At 60.2% G+C, this 19,353-nt stretch carries 19 protein-coding genes; 14 read left to right on the forward strand and 5 right to left on the reverse strand.

Annotation, left to right across the window (positions count from 1 at the left end):
• The first annotated feature begins 77 nt into the window (after window positions 1-77).
• The 3 genes from ASE26_RS20605 (at window position 78) to ASE26_RS31085 (ending at window position 4,280) form a co-directional block, all read left to right on the forward strand.
• Entirely contained in the window at window positions 78-1,964 is a 1,887-nt protein-coding gene (locus ASE26_RS20605; RefSeq protein ID WP_057246852.1) for a methyl-accepting chemotaxis protein, read from the forward strand.
• An 11-nt stretch (window positions 1,965-1,975) separates the two neighbouring features.
• Window positions 1,976-2,794: a hypothetical protein gene (locus ASE26_RS20610; protein WP_055925627.1), complete on the forward strand. Its 819-nt coding sequence runs from the start codon at window positions 1,976-1,978 to the stop codon at window positions 2,792-2,794.
• A gap of 556 nt (window positions 2,795-3,350) precedes the next feature.
• A complete protein-coding gene (locus ASE26_RS31085; RefSeq protein ID WP_082507112.1) occupies window positions 3,351-4,280 on the forward strand; it encodes a hypothetical protein in 930 nt (309 codons plus the stop codon).
• 384 nt (window positions 4,281-4,664) lie between these two features.
• Here the strand turns inward: ASE26_RS31085 and ASE26_RS20625 are convergent, their stop codons facing one another.
• On the reverse strand, window positions 4,665-7,091 hold the full coding sequence (locus ASE26_RS20625) for a sialidase family protein (protein WP_156409975.1): 2,427 nt from the start codon (window positions 7,089-7,091) through the stop codon (window positions 4,665-4,667).
• Between the two features lie 214 nt (window positions 7,092-7,305).
• Between ASE26_RS20625 and ASE26_RS20630 the strand changes: the two genes are divergently transcribed.
• The 4 genes from ASE26_RS20630 (at window position 7,306) to groL (ending at window position 10,322) form a co-directional block, all read left to right on the forward strand.
• The gene (locus ASE26_RS20630; RefSeq protein WP_055925639.1) at window positions 7,306-7,575 is read left to right on the forward strand and encodes a hypothetical protein; all 270 of its coding nucleotides are present in this window, start codon (window positions 7,306-7,308) and stop codon (window positions 7,573-7,575) included.
• Between the two features lie 23 nt (window positions 7,576-7,598).
• Window positions 7,599-8,228 (forward strand): hypothetical protein, encoded by a 630-nt coding sequence (locus ASE26_RS20635; RefSeq protein WP_055925642.1) that lies wholly within the window; start codon window positions 7,599-7,601, stop codon window positions 8,226-8,228.
• Window positions 8,229-8,374: 146 nt separating this feature from the next.
• Window positions 8,375-8,689, forward strand: a complete 315-nt coding sequence (locus ASE26_RS20640) for a co-chaperone GroES (RefSeq protein WP_055925645.1) — start codon at window positions 8,375-8,377, stop codon at window positions 8,687-8,689.
• Between the two features lie 28 nt (window positions 8,690-8,717).
• Window positions 8,718-10,322, forward strand: coding sequence for a chaperonin GroEL (groL, locus tag ASE26_RS20645; RefSeq protein ID WP_055925649.1), 1,605 nt, complete (start codon window positions 8,718-8,720; stop codon window positions 10,320-10,322).
• Between the two features lie 62 nt (window positions 10,323-10,384).
• On the opposite strand, the gene ASE26_RS20650 is transcribed toward groL, so the two are convergent.
• The 3 genes from ASE26_RS20650 to ASE26_RS20660 are packed head-to-tail and all read right to left on the reverse strand — an operon-like array spanning window position 10,385 to window position 12,569.
• Window positions 10,385-11,350, reverse strand: coding sequence for a hypothetical protein (locus ASE26_RS20650; protein WP_055925652.1), 966 nt, complete (start codon window positions 11,348-11,350; stop codon window positions 10,385-10,387).
• On the reverse strand, window positions 11,347-12,204 hold the full coding sequence (locus tag ASE26_RS20655) for an ABC transporter ATP-binding protein (protein ID WP_055925655.1): 858 nt from the start codon (window positions 12,202-12,204) through the stop codon (window positions 11,347-11,349). Before ASE26_RS20655 ends, ASE26_RS20650 begins: the two co-directional genes overlap by 4 nt.
• The gene (locus ASE26_RS20660) at window positions 12,201-12,569 is read right to left on the reverse strand and encodes a GntR family transcriptional regulator (RefSeq protein ID WP_055925658.1); all 369 of its coding nucleotides are present in this window, start codon (window positions 12,567-12,569) and stop codon (window positions 12,201-12,203) included. Before ASE26_RS20660 ends, ASE26_RS20655 begins: the two co-directional genes overlap by 4 nt.
• A gap of 139 nt (window positions 12,570-12,708) precedes the next feature.
• Here ASE26_RS20660 and ASE26_RS20665 point away from each other — a divergent pair, with 139 nt between their 5' ends.
• Window positions 12,709-13,173, forward strand: a complete 465-nt coding sequence (locus ASE26_RS20665; RefSeq protein ID WP_055925661.1) for a cupin domain-containing protein — start codon at window positions 12,709-12,711, stop codon at window positions 13,171-13,173.
• Here ASE26_RS20665 and ASE26_RS20670 read toward each other — a convergent pair.
• Complete coding sequence (locus ASE26_RS20670) at window positions 13,130-13,918, reverse strand: DUF72 domain-containing protein (RefSeq protein WP_055925663.1); 789 nt, start codon at window positions 13,916-13,918, stop codon at window positions 13,130-13,132. The two genes, ASE26_RS20665 and ASE26_RS20670, sit on opposite strands and share 44 nt — an antisense overlap.
• A 47-nt stretch (window positions 13,919-13,965) precedes the next feature.
• Between ASE26_RS20670 and ASE26_RS20675 the strand changes: the two genes are divergently transcribed.
• The 6 genes from ASE26_RS20675 to ASE26_RS30810 all read left to right on the forward strand — a co-directional run bounded on the left by ASE26_RS20675 (window position 13,966) and on the right by ASE26_RS30810 (window position 19,316).
• Entirely contained in the window at window positions 13,966-14,556 is a 591-nt protein-coding gene (locus ASE26_RS20675) for a DUF1439 domain-containing protein (RefSeq protein ID WP_156397857.1), read from the forward strand.
• Between the two features lie 30 nt (window positions 14,557-14,586).
• A complete protein-coding gene (locus ASE26_RS20680) occupies window positions 14,587-15,342 on the forward strand; it encodes a hypothetical protein (protein WP_055925669.1) in 756 nt (251 codons plus the stop codon).
• A 20-nt stretch (window positions 15,343-15,362) separates the two neighbouring features.
• The gene (locus ASE26_RS20685) at window positions 15,363-15,746 is read left to right on the forward strand and encodes a hypothetical protein (protein WP_055925672.1); all 384 of its coding nucleotides are present in this window, start codon (window positions 15,363-15,365) and stop codon (window positions 15,744-15,746) included.
• Window positions 15,743-16,411 (forward strand): DinB family protein, encoded by a 669-nt coding sequence (locus ASE26_RS20690; RefSeq protein ID WP_082507114.1) that lies wholly within the window; start codon window positions 15,743-15,745, stop codon window positions 16,409-16,411. Before ASE26_RS20685 ends, ASE26_RS20690 begins: the two co-directional genes overlap by 4 nt.
• 65 nt (window positions 16,412-16,476) lie before the next feature.
• Complete coding sequence (locus ASE26_RS20695) at window positions 16,477-18,963, forward strand: adenosylcobalamin-dependent ribonucleoside-diphosphate reductase (RefSeq protein ID WP_055925675.1); 2,487 nt, start codon at window positions 16,477-16,479, stop codon at window positions 18,961-18,963.
• 101 nt (window positions 18,964-19,064) lie between these two features.
• On the forward strand, window positions 19,065-19,316 hold the full coding sequence (locus tag ASE26_RS30810) for a hypothetical protein (RefSeq protein WP_156397858.1): 252 nt from the start codon (window positions 19,065-19,067) through the stop codon (window positions 19,314-19,316).
• Window positions 19,317-19,353 lie beyond the last annotated feature (37 nt).

The following is a 19,353-nucleotide window of genomic DNA, read 5'->3' on the forward strand; positions in this document are numbered from 1 at the left end:
TATTCGTTTGGATTGATTGTGGCGGCTCCCGTGCATTGTTATGCTTGAAGCTGAACAAATCAGCCACGGGAGATCGAATGGAATTGCTGCACCGCTTGTCCATCCGGCACAAGCTTCTTCTCAGCATGGGCCTGACCCTTCTGCTGTTCATCGCTATTTCCTCCACCCTCAGCATCATGAAGACCAGCCAGGCGGCGCGCGAGCGCGTGCTGCGGCAGGAACTTCCGGGCCAGGTATCGGCCATCCGCAATGATGTGCTGCGCCAGATCGCCACCCCGCTGGCGGTCTCGCAAACCCTGGCCAACAACACCTTCCTGCACGCATGGGAAGAAGCAGGCGTGCCGGAAGAAGGTGTCGCCGCATGGACGACCGAGGCGAAGAACCTGAAGTCCAAAAACAATGCGGCTACCGTGTTCTGGGTCTCGCGCGCGACCGGCAAGTACTTCACCGACAAGGGCTACGACCGCACGCTGAACGAGAAGGCTGCCAGTGACCAATGGTTCTACGGTTTCCTGAGCGGCAGTTCGGCCTATCAGCTCGACATCGACAAAGACGTCAGCGCCGATACGTATATGTTGTTCATCAACACCCGCGTGCAGACCGCAGGCGGCAAGCAGGCCGTGGCTGGCCTTGGCCTGTCCGTCAACGCGCTGGCGGAGGCAGTACGCAACTACAAACTGGGCCAGTCCGGCTACGTCTTCCTGGTGCGCGCCAACGGCACGGTGCTGATCCACCGCGACCCGAAAATGGTCGACGGCAAGCACCAGTTGGCGGAGATGCACGGCATGACGCCAGCGCTGGCCAAACGCCTGCTGGGCGGCGAAGCCTTCGTGGCCGACAGTTTCAAAGGCGCCGAAGGCGAAACCCTGGTGGCATCGTCCTTTATCCCCGAGTTGAATGCCTACCTGGTGGCGCAAGTGCCGGAAGCCGAAGTATTGGCTGGTATCGCAAGGGGCGCCGCCATGACATCACTGATCGCAGCCATCATCGGCGGCGGCATCGGGCTGCTGGCGATCTTTGCCATCGCCCGCGCAATCGCATCGCCGGTGGCGAAGGCGGCCGAACTGCTGGAAGACATTGCCAGCGGCGGCGGTGACCTGACCCGCCGCATGCCGGTCCAGTCGAAGGACGAACTGGGCGCCCTGGCAGCGGCCTTCAACAAGTTCGTCGAATCGCTTAACGGCACCATCCTGCGCGTGCGCGACAGCAGCCGCGCCATTGGCGCCGCAACGGGCGATATCGCCAGCGGCAATATGGACTTGTCGGCCCGCACCGAAGGACAAGCCTCGAACCTGGAAGAAACCGCGGCGGCGATGGAAGAACTGACGTCGACGGTGCATAACAACACCGCTAACGCAGAACAGGCCAACAAGCTGGTTGCCGGTACCGCTGAATCAGCCAAGCGTGGCGGCGCCGTGGTGGGGCAGGTGGTCGAGAAGATGGCATCGATCACTGCCAGCTCGAACAAGATCTCCGACATCATCGGTGTCATCGACGGCATCGCGTTCCAGACTAATATCCTGGCGCTGAACGCCGCTGTTGAGGCAGCACGCGCGGGCGAACAGGGACGCGGCTTTGCCGTCGTCGCCAGCGAGGTGCGCAACCTGGCCCAGCGCAGCGCCGCTGCGGCCAAAGAGATCAAGGAGCTGATCACCGAATCAGTGCAGCAGGTGGCCGATGGCGGCAAGCTCGCCGATTCGGCCGGCGCCGCGATGCAGGACATCGTCAAGTCCGTGCAGAACGTAGCTGGCCTGATGCAGGAAATCGCCAGCGCGAGCCAGGAGCAAAGCCTGGGCATTGACCAAGTCAACCAGGCCGTCACCCAGATGGATAACACCACGCAGCAAAATGCCGCGCTGGTAGAGGAAGCCGCCGCCGCCGCGCAATCGCTCAGCGAACAGGCCGCACGATTGGAAGAAGTGGTAGGGTTGTTCAAGCTCGACGCCACCCCTAAATTACGCTAACAGGAGGACGCATGACCCGATTCGCACCGCTGGCGCGCACCGCCGCCGTTGTCTCCCTGGCGCTCGGCGCCGCACAGCCAGCCCTGGCGCTGGACTGGATGGACAACTCCATCGGCTACCGCTTCGGCACCAAGTTCGCCGAACCGTACAACGGCCAGGACATCCGAAAGAGCGTGATCAACCTGACCCACGCCAGCGGCTACCAGTACGGCAGCAATTACATGAACCTGGACATCCTGAAGTCCGACCGCAAGGACGACAGGGCGACCGAGACCTACCTGCTTTACCGCCACACGCTCGATATCGGCAAGCTTTCCGGCAAGGAGTTCAAAGGCGCCGGCATGCGTGGCCTGGGCTTCACCGCGGGCTTCGACTGGAACCACAAGAACGACAATGGCTACGCCTCGCGCAAGCAAATGCTGGTGATGGGCCCGACGCTGATGGTCGACGTGCCTGGCTTCCTGAATATCAGCCTGCTGGCGTTATGGGAAAGCAATGAGCCGATCGGCGTGTCCAAGCGCTACCACTACGACACGCACGCCATGCTGAACGCCGCCTGGGGTATCCCGCTGGGCAGCGGCTGGTCGTTCGAAGGGTATATGAACTACATCGGCGAGAAGGGCCGCAATGAGTTCGGCGGACCCACCGCGCCGGAGACCAATATCGACATGCAGGTGATGTATGACTTCAGCGCAGCTGCGGGACTGAAGCCGGGCAAGCTGAAGGCTGGCTTTGAATATCAGTACTGGCGCAACAAGTTTGGTAACCCATCAAACGTGCCAGGTAGCCTCGCGCAAACTCCGATGATTCGCGCGGAATATCACTTCTAATGCCGTTGGCTTTCAACACATCGATTGCTTTTTTTTGCTTGAACGCACGTTAATCCGTACATGCGCCACGCACGCCACCTTCTCACTGTTTTGCTTGCCATTGCGGTTATGGGTTGTGTCCACCATCAATGATGACGGGGCGTGCAAATTAATTCAACGATCGGCATCTACTCGAAAAGTCTTTGTCTCATCGTCCCAAATCCACCATTTCAATATGAACATGGAGTTCAAGTCCCTACTTCAGCACATTGGTACTCCTGGCACCAAGTGATTCCACCCCGTGCGTGATTATTTCGGACTTTTCTAGCTCTTACATTAAGGAGGGGAATTACCCTTCCAGATCGCAGCCGCAATAACCGCCACGTGTGTCACATCGCAAAATCGAGCATTTTTTTCGGCGCATGGCTGCGTCATTCTTCATGTTACCTTTGCGGTGATACGTTGTGACACTTAGCGCTGCGCACGCCCCTCGAGTAAGCTGAACCTGGGCCTCTTTTATCGCATTCGCAATGCCGGGGCAGCGAAGTTGAGGAAGTCAATCGAGAGGGAGCTCATCATGTCGGAACTGGCTAAGCTGAAGAATAAGCTGGACGGGCTCGAATTGCGTGAGATACCGGCCTTCGTGAACAAATACGATCCCACTTTCTTATTGAACCTGAAAGGCGAGCCTGACCCTGTGTACTTGACCAACTGTTCAGGGACTGCCGATTTCCTCATCAAGTTATATCTGTCGAACGATTATTTCACTGGAAATGCTGAAAAAATCTATCAGGCACCTGCGGACGGCCAACAGCTTAATGTCGTGCCAAGCATGTCTCATGACAGCGAAAATTTGAGGGCGGAGGAAAACTTGAGCGTTAATCAAGCTAAGCAAATTAAATTTTCATCGAACTGCCGTTCCGAGATACTGAAATTGTCGGCTTGCGGGGAAAGTGGCCATTGGATCACCGTAGTAAAAAACGACGATAAAATCGGAGTATTGCACGGCTGGCACGGAAAATTTTCGTTGTTTCCTAAGCTAAATGGGCTCAGCGAACGTCACAGTTTCGTCTTTGAAGGTAGTGATGCGGCGAACGAGTTGCATCGGTTTATTACGACCGGGCACTTTATGAGGACGAGCTCATTGGAATGCCTGATGCCGAAAGGAAATATAAATAACATTTCCAATAAAACTGTGGGGGCCCTATACCCGGGGGCTCCGTGCTCATCCGAATCAGCTTCCTCATCGTCATCGTCATCCTCATCGTCATCCTCATCGTCATCCTCATCGTCATCCTCGTCGTCATCCTCACCGTCCTCGTCTCCCGCTTCAGTATCCTCTTCCAGTTCCTCATTCACTGCGGCGGTGGCAACTGCCACCGCGTCAATGCGGCCGGCACTCAATGTTGCGCTGAACTTGTCGATTGAATTTCCGAAAGGTACGGTCCAAATGCCGACCCGCTGGACAATATTCGCACGCTACAGCAAGGGCGTTTCTGAACCTTGAGATTGTGCAGATCGCTCGAGGACATTTACGCGCTGTTTGGAGAGGTATAGAAAATGGCGACGATTCAGATTCGGAACCAATGTGCTGCGGGTCAATGAATTTAAATTCGTCGCTGAACTGAGTGAATCCCCGCGACTCGGCTCGCAGTAACGCGAGGAGGGCAGTTGCGCTCCTCGAGACAAATAGCCGAGCACTAGTGCGCTGAAACGCTGGAGGCCAAAGCTTTGGTGCGTAAACGGCCCGCATGGCTGTTTCGCCCGCTCGCCGTTCTACTCGAGCATCATCACATCCATCAGCGTACGAACCCAGCTTGGTGCAGACTCCAATAGTTCGCGCCCGAATACTATTTCTGATCGACCTACTTTGACCGCGCTAGATGACGCGCTATTGGAGATCACCGACGATCACGCCGCCGCGTGCCGCGCCAACATAGACACGGCCAAACACGCGCATATCGCCGGTGACGTAATTGACGCCGCCCCACTGGTGCTTGTCGTCATTGATCCTGGTCCAGGTGGCGCCCGCATCGAGCGACTGGTAAACGCCGAATACATCGTTGATCTTGGCCGAAACATAGACGGCTGGGTAGGTCTTGCCGACGCCAGCCATGCCGAAGCCTACACCGTATGCCGACTGTACATTGGCGATTTTCACCGGCGCCGCACCGGCGCCGTTGATGTGCCACAGGCCGTTTGGTGTCGCCAGCCACAGGTCGCGGCGTACCGAACCGGGGACGGACGCCAACTGGTGTTGCGACGACCAGGCAGGCAAGACATCGAGTCCGGAGTGGATCGGCGCGAAGCTTTGGCCGTTGTTCGCGCTTTCCAGGATCTTCCCGGCCGAGAAGTCGTAGGTATAAAAGTAACCGTTCGCGACTTTGTCAGCGACGGGATTGAAGAACCTGCCGGAGTGCACAGCGCCCGTTACCGGATAGCCTGTCGACGCAGCCCAGCTGGCGCCACCATTGGTTGAGTAGAGGGCAGGCATCCCGCCCGGTACCCAAAGCAGGGCTGTGCCGGCTGCGGATACCGCGACGCGGCCTGCATCGAAACCAGTAATGGCGGCTGCCTGGCGCCAGGTGATGCCATTGTCGGAGGAGAGCATCAGCGCATTGGTGGCCGTGGTGCGCGCCACCACATTGGTGTTGAGCTCCGCCACATCGACGCTGTAATGGGTGCTATCCGGATTGCTGTAATAGCCGCTGATACTATTAAAGTTGGTGTCGTAACGCGCCCCGGCCACGTCGCCCAGCGCGGTAAACAAGTGCGCGCCTGTGCTGGGTGAAACCAGCGGCGCATCAAAAACGGTTTCTTCGATGCCGTTGACATTGAAGAGCCATGCCACCGTTGCGCTGCCAAGGGTGTTGCTCTCCCATAGGCCGTAACCGGTGTTGTACATGATGTTATTGGAGTTGAACGGGTCAATGTCGATGTCGCTGATCCAGTGGCCCATCTTTCCCGCGAGCGAGCCGCCGGAATACGCGCCCACCCAGGGATTGGCCGGTGCTGCGTGCGTGCTGATGGCGTTCAGCCCAGTCCAGGTTGCGCCGCCGTCGGTCGATTTGTACAGGTCGTCGCCGGTCGACCAGCGGTCGATAGTCGATACGACGATAGTGTTCGGATTGTGGGCGTCGACTGCCAGGCCGCTATAGCCGAACGGCAAGCTTCCGCTCGGTGCGACCGGCGTAATATTGTTCCAGGTAGTAGTTGCCGTTACCAACTTGTAGACTGCGCCAGCCGTGATGTTATTGGGCCCCAGGCTATTGGCATAGGTCATTACCAGGCGTCCGGTGCCGTCCAGCGCCCCTTGCACTGGCATCAGGCCGGCCGGACCGCCTGGCACTGGCGCCCAGGTAGTGCCGCCGTCGGTTGAACGGTACAGCGTTTCGCCGCTTGTCGCTGCGATGCCGACGTATAGCGTTCTGGTGGCCGTGCCCGCGCTGCTGCTTGACTTGTCAAACATGACAAACGTGGCGCCGGCGGAAGTTGGAAAGCCCGGTACCTGCGACCAGCTGACGCCGCCATCCGTCGATTTGTACAGGCCATTCTCATTAGTGCCCAGGAAGAGGATCGAGCCCTTGTTCGGGTCTACCTGCAGGCGTTCGCCTGTGCCCCGGCCGTCCGAGTTGCCGCCCAAGCGGATTGGCAATTCGGTGCGCGACCAGGTAGCACCACGATCGCTGGAACGCAGGATGGCGGCGTTGCGGCCCCATGAAGGAAGGTACATGCCGGCAGCCACATAAAGTTTCTGCGAGTCGTTCGGGTCGATCGCCAGCGACGCTGCGCCCTCCAATTGGTTATCGTCGCGGTTCAAGTCGTCATTGAGCGGTACCCATGTCGAGCTGCCGGGATTGCGGCGGTAGACGCCGCCGACGTCGGTCCGGATATACACCAGTCCTTGTACCGAAGGGTGATAAGTGATGCCGGTGATATAGCCGCCAGCGCCGAACAGTGCCGTCGACCATGAATAAGTCTTTGGCGCGCCTGGATTAGCCGTACTTCCTGCGGGGGGTGTGCCGTTTGCGCCGGGAGTTGGTGCGCCGCTACCGGTGGAAGGGGGCGTGCCCGTTTCTGCGGCCGGCGGGGGCGCCGTGTTGCCGGATGGTGGCGTCGCAACGGCCCCATCGGTTGGCTGTGTCGCGTTGCCGACGGAAGGCAGCGCCGGGCTTCCGCCAGCAGGGTCGGGCACAATTTGCTTGGATGGTGTTGGCGTTTTATCGGCCAAGCCGCTTGCTGATCCGCGCCAGCATGCTGTCAGTGCGAGGGGCAGCACGATGGCGCTCAGGAACGCTAGATTTGATGCCTTATTCATTATTCCATTGCATTTCAATGTTAAATTGCGCGACATCTTAGGCGAAATGTTGCTTTATGGAAATTATGAAAATTACCAAAGAGCTTTATGATTTTCACGAACAGCCCTGGGGCGCGGGCCCAGCAGCTGCGAGGGCGCAACGTTTTCGCGGTCTTGAAATTCTGTGACTTGGACCAGAAATAATTTGCCTTGTTAGTGTTCTTAAGGAGAGACCATGGAACATAAAGAGGCTTTGTTAGACTGCCTGGCGGAGTTGCGGACTGCGCATGACAAGGCCAGCCAGGCAATGGCGGAAATTACCACCACGGGGGCGTGCGCACTAAAGGGCTACGGCAACTTGCCGTCGCTCAACCAGTTGCGCAGTTACGGGCAAGCGCTGACGCAGGCGCTTCGGCAACTTGAGCGATGCCAGGAGCTGATGCAGGCCGCGGCCGCCGCGGGAATGCGTCCGGAGCGCGCAACCGAGCATGCCTACGTTCATTGAGCTGTCGGCAGAAGGACTTTGCCATGCATATTTTCGATACTGTAACTGCGCAAATTTCCGCTATGGGCTTACCGCTGTTTGCCGTCAGCGCCACGCGCGCCAGCTGGCCCGATACACCCCTGCTGCTGTTTCTCCACTGGCATGGCTTTCGCCGAGCCACACCCCTGCAACTGCAGGGAGTGTCCTTTCCGACGCGCGCGGTAGCGAGTTCCGCCCTGCAGTTCAATGGCCCCTGGACCAGTGGCGTAGCCGCTGAGGAAGCATTGCTGGATGTGGCCTGGCGACTGGGGGCCTGGCAACTGGAGCGCTTGGAACAGCGACCCTGCAACATGGCGGGGGCCGCCGCCAGCGAGGCCTTCGCTTGCCGTCAGGCATTCGGCGACAACGCTGCCGGCTATCAGGACCAGCCAGTGCTGGGAGGTGACCCGGATACGCGTACCGAGCAGATGGAGCTTGCGGCACGCAAAGGTTACCGCCGATGGCTTTTCCAGCCCGTCAAGGGCGGTTTATGGGAGGGCATCGGTCCAGCTGATGACAGCCTGGCTCCGGACGGTGGGCGTCTTTCGGATTGCCCGGTAAAGCCAGCTCCGACCACGTCAGGCCAGCGGGTGGTGTACCAGCTGGGCCGCCACGATCGCTTTTTCCTGCCATGAAACATTTTGTTACACACTCGGCGGCGGCGGATATCTTGAAAATGCGAACGCGAAAACATATTTCCGACCTCGCTGAAGCTTGGTGCCAGCTTTGTCTGGGCCAATTCAGCTGTTAAATGATCTGACACCATTTGGAGATTGAAGAAATGAAAATTCGTCCCCTCTATGACCGGGTTATTGTTAAGCGAATTGAAAAGCAGCGCCAAACCGCATCCGGCATCGTGATCCCTGATTCCGCCACCGAGAAGCCAGAGCAAGGCGAGGTGCTGGCAGTCGGCCATGGCCGTGCGCTGCCCGACGGCGGTACGCGTCCACTGGCGGTGAGCGCCGGGGATGCGATTTTGTTCGGCAAATACGCCGGGCAGACCGTCAAGCTCGACGGCGAAGAGTTGCTGGTCATGCGCGAGGAAGACATTCTTGGCGTGATCGAACATGCCGGCAGCAACGCCAAAGCCGCCTGAATCCAGAACGTGTTAGGGAGATAAGACCATGACTGCTAAAGACGTCCAATTCAATGAAGATGCCCGCGCCCGTATCGTCAAGGGCGTGAATGTGCTGGCCAACGCCGTGAAGGTCACGCTGGGGCCGAAAGGGCGCAACGTGCTGATCGATCGAAGCTTCGGCGCACCGACCATCACCAAGGACGGTGTTTCGGTAGCGAAGGAGATCGAACTCAAGGACCGCCTGGAAAACATGGGTGCGCAGGTTGTCAAGCAAGTGGCCTCGAAGACCGCTGATGTGGCGGGTGACGGCACCACCACGGCCACTGTACTTGCCCAGGCCATCGTCCAGGAAGGCATGAAGTATGTGGCCGCCGGCATGAATCCCATGGACTTGAAGCGCGGTATCGACCAGGCAGTGGCGGCTGCCATTACGGAACTGAAAGCCGTTTCGCGGCCCATCGCCACCAGTAAGGAAATTGCCCAGGTGGGCGCCATTTCGGCGAATTCCGATAGTGCCATCGGCGACATCATTGCGCAGGCGATGGAGAAAGTAGGCAAAGAGGGCGTGATTACCGTCGAGGATGGAAAGTCGCTGGAAAATGAGCTGGATGTGGTGGAAGGCATGCAGTTCGACCGTGGCTACCTGAGTCCTTACTTCATCAACGATCCCGAAAAACAAGTCGCGCGCCTGGATGATCCTTTGGTGCTGTTATACGACAAGAAAATCAGTAATATCCGCGAACTGCTACCTGTCCTGGAGCAATCGGCCAAGGCAGGCAAGCCGCTCTTCATTGTGGCCGAAGATGTGGAAGGCGAAGCGCTGGCGACGCTGGTGGTGAATTCGGTGCGTGGCATCCTGAAGGTGGCCGCCGTCAAGGCGCCAGGATTTGGCGACCGCCGCAAAGCCATGCTGGAAGACATTGCCGTGCTGACCGGCGCCACAGTCGTTACGGAAGAGACCGGCCTGACGCTGGAAAAAGTCACCCTGGAGCAACTGGGCAGCGCCAAGCGTATCGAGGTGCAGAAAGAGGCCACGACCATCATTGATGGCGCCGGCGAGCAACAGCGCATCGCGGCACGTGTAGCGACTATCCAGGCCCAGATTGCGCAGGCGACCAGCGACTACGACAAGGAAAAGCTGCTGGAACGCGTCGCCAAGCTGGCCGGCGGCGTTGCTGTCATCAGGGTTGGCGCAGCCACTGAAGTGGAAATGAAGGAGAAGCGCGACCGCGTGGACGATGCGCTGCACGCCACTCGCGCTGCCGTTGAAGAAGGCATCGTGCCCGGTGGCGGCGTGGCGCTGTTGCGTGCGCGTGCGGCCATAGCCCAACTGAAGGGGGGGAATCCCGACCAGCATGCAGGCATGCAGATCGTACTGAGAGCATTGGAGGCGCCTCTGCGTGCGATCGTTGCCAATGCCGGCGAAGAGCCTTCGGTAGTGGTGGCCAAGGTGGCCGAGGGCAAGGGCAACTTCGGTTACAATGCCGCCACCGGCGAGTATGTCGACATGGTGGAAAACGGCGTGATCGACCCAACCAAAGTGACCCGTACCGCACTGCAGAATGCGGCCTCCATCGCCAGCCTGCTGCTGACCACCGAGGCGACTGTTTCAGATGCTGCGCCTGAGGAGAAGGAGACGCTGCCTGCTTGATGGCGCGGCAGCGCGAATAATGACGGGCGGCCGTGACTGTGGGGCGGCCGCCCTTTACTGAATCAGTTCTCTTCCCGCCAGCGGCGCATCCAGATCGCAACTGCAATCATCGCCACGCCTGCCGCAACACCAATCCACAGCGTCGGGCTGGCCAGCGAACCATAGGTCTGGCCGAAGAACTGGCCAATCTGCTGCGCCGGATTGTTTTCCATGCCTGGCGAGTGCTCCATGGCTTGGCGCGCACCTTTGTCAAAGATGAACCACGCGCCCGGCAGCACACTGCCCAGCAAGCGCAGTACCACCTGCTGGAAGAACCACTCAATATTGATTCCCAGCTTGAACGCAAAGTTGGCCCAGGCCAGCAGAGCGCCGGTCATCAGCGGAGTACCGACTGCCCACAGGAACACCTTGCCGCGCGCCCAGCTCGATACCATCAGCAGCCAGCCCACGGTCGGCAGTGCCCACAGCAGGTAGACCGGAATCAGCGACAGCATGCGGAACGGGGCGAGCCACAGGTTGGTGGAAGAGAACAGGTCGCCGAACACGTTCAGGCCGTGGAAGCTGAAGGCGAGAGACGTCATCAGGACGATGGCGAGCGATGCCACGAAGCCGATCACTGCCACGATCAGCGGCGCCGCTACCGTTGCCACAGCTACTTTGGACAGCACGGTTGTTACATCCGACACCGGCAGCGATTTCCAGAACAGGATGCTGCGGTCGCGGCGGTCGTCGTACAGGGCGCCCAGGCAATAGAAGAAGATCACGAAGGCCATCAGGATATACAGCGGCGTGGCCATCATCGGGAAGGCTGCGCCGACGGCGTTGGCCATTTCATGCCGCTGCACCGTAGTCATTTCATGGAAGCGTGCCAGGCTGTCGCCGTTAAAGCGCATTTCCATATTGTTGCCGATGATGAGCATCACGGCGGTGAAGGCCACCATCAGGCCGGCGACAATGGCAGGGGCCCAGACCAGCATGCCCTTGTTCTCCCAGTACTCGCGCTGCATCAGCCATTTCATCGTTTTCATTGATATTCTCCTTGCATGCTGGCCACGAACAGGTCGGCCACGCTAGGGGTACGGGTTTCGCCAAACGTTTCAAGCTGCTTGCGCGAGACGCCGTCGAACAGCATCACTGCCTTGCCGAACACCGTGCGCTGGTGCAGCGGCTGCAGGGCGCTGGCGGCGGTCATGTACTCCGGCTGTACCATCACTTCGGTGTAGCGGTCGCCGATTTCGTCCATCGAGGCGGCGAGGGTGACCTTGCCATCGCGGATGAACATCAGGTCGGTCAGGATGTTTTCGACTTCCTCGATCTGGTGCGTGGTGATCAGGATGGTCTTGTTTTCGTCGAAGTAGTCTTCCAGCAGCTGGTGGTAGAACTGCTTGCGGTACAGGATGTCCAGGCCCAGGGTCGGTTCGTCCAGCACCAGCAGCTTGGCGTCGATTGCCATTACCAATGCCAGGTGAAGCTGCACGATCATGCCCTTGGACATGGCCTTGACCTTCATGTTCGGCGACAGCTTGGTGTTGGCGATGTACTTCTCGGCGCGTTCGCGGTTGAAGCGCGGGTGGATGCCTTCGCAGAAGCTGATGGCGTCTTTCACTTTCAGCCAGCGCGGCAGGATGGCGACGTCGGCGATGAAGCAGACGTCCTTCATCAGCTCATCGCGCTGCTGGCGCGGGTCCAGGCCCAGCACATTCAGCTCGCCTTCAAAGCGGGACAGGCCGAGGATGGCTTTCAGGGTGGTGGTTTTGCCGGAGCCGTTTGGGCCGATCAGGCCGACAATGCGGCCGGCATTGATCTGGAAACTGGCATCGTCCAGCGCCTTGATGGCGCCGAAGCTTTTGCTCAGGTGTTTAGCGGTGATGATCGCTGTCATGCCGGGGCTCCTTGTGGCGGCACAGTTGTGGCGCGCAGCAGTTGTTCAATGTCCAGGCCCAGGCGGCGGATGCGTTCGACCATTGCGGGCCATTCTTCGCGGATGAAACGGTCGCGTTCAGTGGACAGCAGTTTATCAACAGCGCCTTCGGTTACGTACATTCCTAATCCCCTTCTTTTTTCCACCAAGGTTTCGTCGACCAGCTCCTGATAGGCGCGGGACACGGTTATCGGGTTCAATTGATAATCGGCTGCGACCTGGCGCACCGAGGGTAGGGCATCGCCGGGTTTGAGCAAGCCATCCAGCATCATGCCGACGACCCGCTCCTTCAACTGCAGGTAGATCGGGCGGTTTTCATTCCACATACATCATTTCCTCCAGTATTGGTGAGTTATTGAACTGGTGTTGTAGTGAACTATAACACTGAAACTGTGCCCGGCAAGTGGTATTTTTGCAATTGCGGACTATGATCAAGCGTGGAGTACCCCTTTTGAGGAGATTGCCATGTCCAGAATTACGCCTCGCGCCCTGGCTGCTGTCTTTGCCGCTGCTGCTTTTGGGTGCCTGATTCCTGTTTCTGCAATGCATCTTGGCGATGAGATGAAATGGGGCGATGGGCCGCCTACGCTGCCCAAGGGCGCCAAAGCCGCTGTGCTGCAGGGGGACCCGGGCAAGGCCGGTCCGTTTGTCATGCGATTGCACGCCCAGTCAGGCTATAAGGTGCCGCCGCATATGCATTCGATGATGGAGAACGTCACCGTGATCAAGGGCACGCTGATGCTGGGCATGGGGGACAAGATCGACGAGAAGGCGGCCAAGGCCCATCATGCGGGGGATTTTGTGGCGATTCCTGCCAAGACCAATCACTACGCGATCATGAAGGGCGAGACGATCGTGCAGATTCACGGCGAGGGGCCGTTCGACATCACGTATGTGAACCCGGATGATGATCCGATGAAGAAAAAATAAGCATCTGGCGCAGTTGCGCCGCCTGGCGGAGCTGGGTGCCGGACATTGTGTTGTCGAAGATGACCAGTGAACTGCCATCCTGGCCCCTGCGTTCGCACAGCCAGGAGGCAACTTGCGCCAGACGTTCCGGCTCGTAGACTGAGCGATAGATCTGCGGACTGCCGTGCAGGCGCACGTAGGTGGCGTTGATGTGCGTCGCCAGGAATGGCCCGGGTTCGCCTGCGGGCGGGTCGGCAATCACCCGGATCACTTCCGTTTCGCGCAGCAGCGCGGTGGCCTGGTCGCCAAACCATGAGCCGTGGCGCGCTTCGCAGGCTACAAGAACGTGTCCACGCTGATATGTGCGGCCTAAGCGTTCGCCGATGCCGGAGAAGAGGGCGCCGGCCGCCCTTGCGTCGAAACGCAGGCTTGGCGGCGTCTGCACGAGAACCCAGCCCAGCTTTTCGCCTAGCGCTCCGGCTTCCTCCACAAATCGGTCCAGGTCCGGGCCGATATCCTGCAAGCGCTTTTCGTGGGTGATGGACTTCGGCAGCTTGACGGCAAAGCGAAAGCCGGCAGGCACGCTGTCCGCCCATCGCGCGTAGGTTTCCGGCCGGTGCGGGCGATAGAAGGATGAGTTGATCTCGACAGCGCTAAAGACCGCTGCGTAGCGCGCCAGGTTGCTGCCAAAGCTCGCCGGTGGGAACAAGTCCGCGTCAGCGCTTGGCAAACCCCATCCAGCGATACCAATGGTTACAGGTTGCATAGGCGATCCCCGATATCATGGCTGCGACTATGACACAGGAGCCCCAAATGACCCCACACAGACGACTCGCCGTCCGCGCCATTGTTATCGCAGCTTTGGCCGCCGGCAGCGGCGCTACCTTGCTGCTATCCGGCTGCGCAAGTTTTGCGGGACCCCGTGACTACGAAGTGCCGCTGGCGCGCCTGCAACGGAATATCGACCAGCGCTTCCCGCTTGAACATCGTGCGCTGGCTGTATTCGAGTTGCGCCTGGAGCAGCCGCGGCTGTCCACATTGCCGAACGACCGTATTGCGCTGGGCGCGACGCTGTCGGTCTCGTCGCCGCTGATGCGCCAGCAGTACACCGGCAGCGTGTCGCTGTCGGGCCGCCTGAGTATTGACCAGGCGCGCAGCGCGGTGATGCTGGCCGACGCGCGCCTGGAAGACTTCACGCTCGATGGCGTGGATGAGCGCACCCAGCGGCAGGTGGCCGGGGCCGCCCGCCTGCTGGCCGATAACCTGGCGCGCGACACGCCAATCTATACCTGGCGTCCCGATGAGCTGCGTTATGCCGGCGTGCAGTTCGTGCCGACCGCGATCCGTACCTCAGCAAGCGGCCTGAGCATTCACCTGGAACCCTTGCGCGATGGTCGTCTATAATCGAAACTTCAACTATCAGGAGTAAGTGAAATGCCGATTTTCGGGCTGGGTCTGCACATTTTGGTCGCCATATTTTTCGCCGTGCACGCAGTGCGTCGCGGGCGGGAGCTGTATTGGCTGCTGATCCTGTTCTCTTTCCCACTGCTGGGCAGCCTGGTGTACTTCTTCGCGGTCTATATGCCGAGCTCGCGCCTAGAGCACGGTGCGCGCAAAGTCGTCTTCGCCGCCGGCAAGATGCTTGATCCCGGCCGTGAGTTGCGTGAAGCGCGCGATGCTTTCAATTTCACCCCCACTGCGCAGAACCAGATGCGCCTTGCCTCGGCGCTGCTGGAGGCCGGCGAGGCGGCGGAAGCGGCTACCACCTATGAGGCCTGCCTGCAGGGCGCCTTTGGCTCGGACCTGGAGATCCGCCTTGGCGCAGCGCGCGCCAACCTGGCCGTGGGTGCGCATGGCAAGGCGATCGAGCACCTGGAATTCATCCGCCGCACGGATGCGAATTACCGCGCCGAGCAGTGCAGCCTGCTGCTGGCGAAGGCCTTTGCTGCGGCTGGCCGTAACGACGAAGCCCGCGCGGAGTTTGAAAACACAGTGAATCGTTTCGGCAGTTTTGATGCGCGCGCGGAGTTTGCGATCTGGGCGGCGGGCGTGCGCGAGTACCAGCTTGCCCAGCGCCTGCAGAGCGAGCTGCAACATACGATGGACCGCTGGAACCGGCATACGGCCTCGCTGAACGAGGCCACGGTGCGGCGTTTGAAAACAGCTTTCGCGCAAGTGCCGCGTAGCTGAGTAGTGAAGGGAGCATCGGAATGCATAGCCCGGTCCTGATGTTCCAGTCGTCCCGCTTCGAGATCGTAGCGGATGAAGACAAGCTGACCAATCCCGGTATTTTTGGCTTGCGCCTGGCAGAGTGGATGGCGAATGAGCTGCCCACACATGGCTATCACGCATCGGGCGGGGTGATTCCCGAGGATTTCGCCTGGTGCGTGCCGGTGGAAGCTGATGATTGCGAGTTGTACGTGGCGTGCACCAGCGCGGAACAAGGCTGGCAGGCGTACGTCTTCGCCGATTGCGGCTTGATGGAACGTCTTGCCGGACGCGACCCCCGCGCGGCCGCGGTGGCCGAACTGTACACCGCGGTGCGCTCGATTCTTGAAGATGCTCCGGGCATCGCCTGCTTGCACATCCAATGACACAAGAAGTAACAGCAGAGGCCGTGTCACACCATGGGGTCACACCCCAAAGGGGACACGAGCTGGGCAGTAACCGGCTGTCGCGGCATTTCCTGACGGAGGCTTATAACAATGGCTGGGCTAACCACCGGCTGTTGAGGGCTTGTGCGCAGTTGTCGCACGCCGACTTCGTGGCACCGCGCACGGGCTTTTTTCCCTCGATCAAGGCTACGCTTAATCACATCCTTACTGTCGACTGGTTTTATATCGATGCGCTGGAGCGGGAGGCTCGCGGGGCTCCGCCGCATCCCGATTATCGCGGCGCATTCTTTGCGGTGGAGGAACCGTTCGATACCTGTGCGGCGCTGTGGGCGGCGCAGCGCGCATCTGACGACCGCCTGATCGCGTATTGCAAGGCTTTGCGGGACGACGACCTGGGCCGGGTCGTGGTCATCGATCGCGGCGAGGGCGAATTCCAGCGCGATGCGCGCCAGCGCCTGCTGGCCCATATCTTCGGGCACCAGATCCATCATCGGGGGCAGGTGCATGCGATGCTGTCTGCCACGCCGGTCGCACCGCCGCAGCTGGATGAATTCTTCGCGGCAGGCGAGGCGACGCTGCGGGCGCAGGATTTCAAGGAATTGGGCTGGAAGGAAGAGGATATCTGGCCGCCAAACTTATCCTGAATCAAGGATTTTGCCCCGGCATTCGTGGATAGTCAGGCTCAGTTTTAACCTGAGCAGGACTATTCATGAATGCAAACGAAAAAATGTTCGGCAACCCTATGCCGCCCCAGGAAATCTCGCTGGACGTGCTGCGCGAAAAATACGCGAAGGGGGATGAACAGGACATCATCGACGTCCGCCGCCGCGTAGCGCGCGCCCTGGCCGCGCTGGAGGCGCCGGAGCTGCGCGAAGAGCTTGAAGAAAAATTCCTGTGGGCGCAGGAGCATGGCTTCGTGCCCGCTGGACGTATCAATTCCGCCGTCGGCCTGGGATTGAAGGCTACCTTGATGAACTGCTTCGTGCAGCCGGTGGGCGATTCGGTGACCGGTGAGGACGATGGCCTGCCCGGCATCTATACCGCTGTGGCGGAAGCGGCGGAGACCATGCGCCGTGGCGGCGGCGTGGGCTACGATTTCAGTGCCATCCGGCCGGCTGGGGCCAAGGTGAAGGGCACGCGATCGCGCGCTTCGGGGCCGGTGTCGTACATGGAAGTGTTCGATGCTTCCTGCAAGACCGTGGAATCGGCGGGCGCGCGGCGCGGAGCGCAGATGGGTGTGCTGCGTATCGACCATCCGGATATCGAGCGCTTTATCGCTGCCAAGGATGACGGCGGCTTCCGCAACTTCAACCTGTCGATCGGCGTGACGGACGGCTTTATGCGTGCGCTGGCTTCGGATTCGGAGTTTGAGCTGGTGCATAAGGTCGAACCGGGCGATGAGGACCTGGCGGCAGGCGCGCGGCAGCGGGAGGATGGGCTTTGGGTCTATCGCCGCTTGCCGGCGCGCGAGCTGTGGGACAAGGTAATGACTTCCACCTACGACCACGCCGAACCGGGCGTGCTGTTCGTAGACCGCATCAATGCCGAGAACAACCTGTATTACTGCGAGACCCTGCGCGCGACCAACCCTTGCGGCGAGCAGCCGCTGCCCGGCTATGGCTGCTGCGACCTCGGTTCGCTGAACCTGACCTGCTTCGTGCAGAATCCGTTCACTGATCGCGCGTCCTTCAACTATGAGGCGATGCGCCACGTGGCTGGCATCGCGGTGCGTATGCTGGACCTGGCGCTGGATGCGACCCAGTGGCCGCTGCCGCAGCAGGCCGACGAGGGTGCGGCCAAGCGCCGCATCGGCCTGGGCTTCCTTGGCCTTGGCAGCGCGCTGGTGATGCTGGGCCTGCGCTACGACACCGAAAGCGGCCGTTCGATGGCGGCCAGCATCGCCGAGGCTTTGCGTGATGCGGCGTATGCCGCTTCGGTGGCGCTGGCGCAGGAGAAGGGCGCGTTTCCGTTCTTCGACAAGGAGCAGTACCTGGAAGGGGCCTTTGTGCGCCGCTTGCCGGATGCCTTGCGCGAGGCGATTGCCAGGCATGGCATCCGTAACTCGCACCTGTTGTCGATCGCGCCGACCGGCACCATTACGCTGGCGTTTGCGGACAATGCCTCCAATGGCATCGAGCCGGCGTTCTCCTGGGTCTACCAGCGCCGCAAGCGCATGCCGGATGGGTCATCGCGCTCTTACGAGGTAGCGGACCATGCGTGGCGCCTGTATCGCCATATGGGCTTCGATATGGGGCAGTTGCCGCCGCAGTTCGTCACGGCGCTGGATATGGCTGCATTGGATCATGTGAGCATGATGGAGGCGGTGCAGCCTTTCGTTGATACGGCGATTTCGAAGACCGTGAATGTACCTGAAGACTATCCGTACGAGGATTTCAAGGAGCTGTATACCGAGGCCTGGGTGGCGGGGCTGAAGGGTCTGGCGACCTTCCGTCCGAATACGGTGACGGGCAGCGTGCTGAGTGTGGCGCCGGAGCCGGCGGCGGTTTCGGCGGCAGCTGCTGCTGCCGCCGCTGCGCCGGCGTTGCGGGATGATGATCCCCTGCGCAAGCGCTTTGATGGACGTCCGCTGGGCGAGCTGGAGTCGGTGACCTCCAAGGTTGAATACTGGACGCAGGAGGGCAAGAAGTCGGCTTACCTGACGGTGAGCTTCATTACGGTGGATGGCACGCTGGATGGGGCGCCGGTGCGGATTGAGCGGCCGTTTGAGTTCTTCATGCCGGCAAACCAGCGCAGTGACGGGCAGCAGTGGATTACTTCGTCCATGCGGCTGCTGTCGATGGCGGCGCGGGCGGGGAGTTCGATTGCCAAGGCGCTGGCTGATATGCGGGAGGTGGCTTGGGAGAAGGGACCGGTGCGCTGCGGGCTGCTGACGCGCGAGGATGGGGTGCAGGTGCCGGTTTACCACGATTCGGAGGTGGCCGCGATTGCGTTTACCTTGCAGCGGATTCTGATACGGCGCGGGTTCCTAGATGCGTATGGAAACCAGGTACCGGTGCCGCAGCTGGCGGTGCTGTGTGCGTCGACAGCGCATGCGGCGCCGGAGGCGATGACGGCGGGAGGGGCGGCTCCTGCCCAGTCGGCGGGCAAGTGCCCGGAGTGCGGGGCCAGGGCGCTGCATAAGGTCGATGGCTGCACGCGGTGCGTCGAATGCCACTACATGGGGGGCTGCGGATAACTAAATCGGGGCGGCATTGGCTTCCCTTGACTTGCGTTAAGGACGCCAATTTTGCCCCTCCATAAACTTCCTCCCATACCAACCCCGAGGAGGACTTACAAATGCATCATTCTTTCCAACTTGCTTCCATCCTGGACGCCGCCAACGTGACCCGCGTACTTGACCTGCTGCGCACCGCGCCCGGCATCCGCGGCGTACACGCCCCAGCCGGTGCTGCGCACGTTGAAGTCGCCTTCGATGACTCCCTGACCAGCGTCCACCAACTGGGCAAACTGCTGGAAGAACACGGCTACCCACCTGTGGCGCCGCAACAGCGCAGCCAAACTTGCTGCGGCGGTTGCGGCGGTCATTAAACAAGACTTGACCTGGATCATGTGAGCTGCCCCAGTG

It is taken from the genome of Duganella sp. Root198D2, assembly GCF_001428585.1.
Taxonomy (GTDB): domain Bacteria; phylum Pseudomonadota; class Gammaproteobacteria; order Burkholderiales; family Burkholderiaceae_D; genus Rugamonas.

Bases quoted from the DNA above. Each gene is read 5' to 3' on its own strand.
- ASE26_RS20605 (WP_057246852.1), top strand. From the start codon at position 78: ATGGAATTGCTGCACCGCTTGTCCATCCGGCACAAGCTTCTTCTCAGC.
- ASE26_RS20610 (WP_055925627.1), top strand. From the start codon at position 1,976: ATGACCCGATTCGCACCGCTGGCGCGCACCGCCGCCGTTGTCTCCCTG.
- ASE26_RS31085 (WP_082507112.1), top strand. From the start codon at position 3,351: ATGTCGGAACTGGCTAAGCTGAAGAATAAGCTGGACGGGCTCGAATTG.
- ASE26_RS20625 (WP_156409975.1), bottom strand. From the start codon at position 7,091: ATGAATAAGGCATCAAATCTAGCGTTCCTGAGCGCCATCGTGCTGCCC.
- ASE26_RS20630 (WP_055925639.1), top strand. From the start codon at position 7,306: ATGGAACATAAAGAGGCTTTGTTAGACTGCCTGGCGGAGTTGCGGACT.
- ASE26_RS20635 (WP_055925642.1), top strand. From the start codon at position 7,599: ATGCATATTTTCGATACTGTAACTGCGCAAATTTCCGCTATGGGCTTA.
- ASE26_RS20640 (WP_055925645.1), top strand. From the start codon at position 8,375: ATGAAAATTCGTCCCCTCTATGACCGGGTTATTGTTAAGCGAATTGAA.
- groL (WP_055925649.1), top strand. From the start codon at position 8,718: ATGACTGCTAAAGACGTCCAATTCAATGAAGATGCCCGCGCCCGTATC.
- ASE26_RS20650 (WP_055925652.1), bottom strand. From the start codon at position 11,350: ATGAAAACGATGAAATGGCTGATGCAGCGCGAGTACTGGGAGAACAAG.
- ASE26_RS20655 (WP_055925655.1), bottom strand. From the start codon at position 12,204: ATGACAGCGATCATCACCGCTAAACACCTGAGCAAAAGCTTCGGCGCC.
- ASE26_RS20660 (WP_055925658.1), bottom strand. From the start codon at position 12,569: ATGTGGAATGAAAACCGCCCGATCTACCTGCAGTTGAAGGAGCGGGTC.
- ASE26_RS20665 (WP_055925661.1), top strand. From the start codon at position 12,709: ATGTCCAGAATTACGCCTCGCGCCCTGGCTGCTGTCTTTGCCGCTGCT.
- ASE26_RS20670 (WP_055925663.1), bottom strand. From the start codon at position 13,918: ATGCAACCTGTAACCATTGGTATCGCTGGATGGGGTTTGCCAAGCGCT.
- ASE26_RS20675 (WP_156397857.1), top strand. From the start codon at position 13,966: ATGACCCCACACAGACGACTCGCCGTCCGCGCCATTGTTATCGCAGCT.
- ASE26_RS20680 (WP_055925669.1), top strand. From the start codon at position 14,587: ATGCCGATTTTCGGGCTGGGTCTGCACATTTTGGTCGCCATATTTTTC.
- ASE26_RS20685 (WP_055925672.1), top strand. From the start codon at position 15,363: ATGCATAGCCCGGTCCTGATGTTCCAGTCGTCCCGCTTCGAGATCGTA.
- ASE26_RS20690 (WP_082507114.1), top strand. From the start codon at position 15,743: ATGACACAAGAAGTAACAGCAGAGGCCGTGTCACACCATGGGGTCACA.
- ASE26_RS20695 (WP_055925675.1), top strand. From the start codon at position 16,477: ATGAATGCAAACGAAAAAATGTTCGGCAACCCTATGCCGCCCCAGGAA.
- ASE26_RS30810 (WP_156397858.1), top strand. From the start codon at position 19,065: ATGCATCATTCTTTCCAACTTGCTTCCATCCTGGACGCCGCCAACGTG.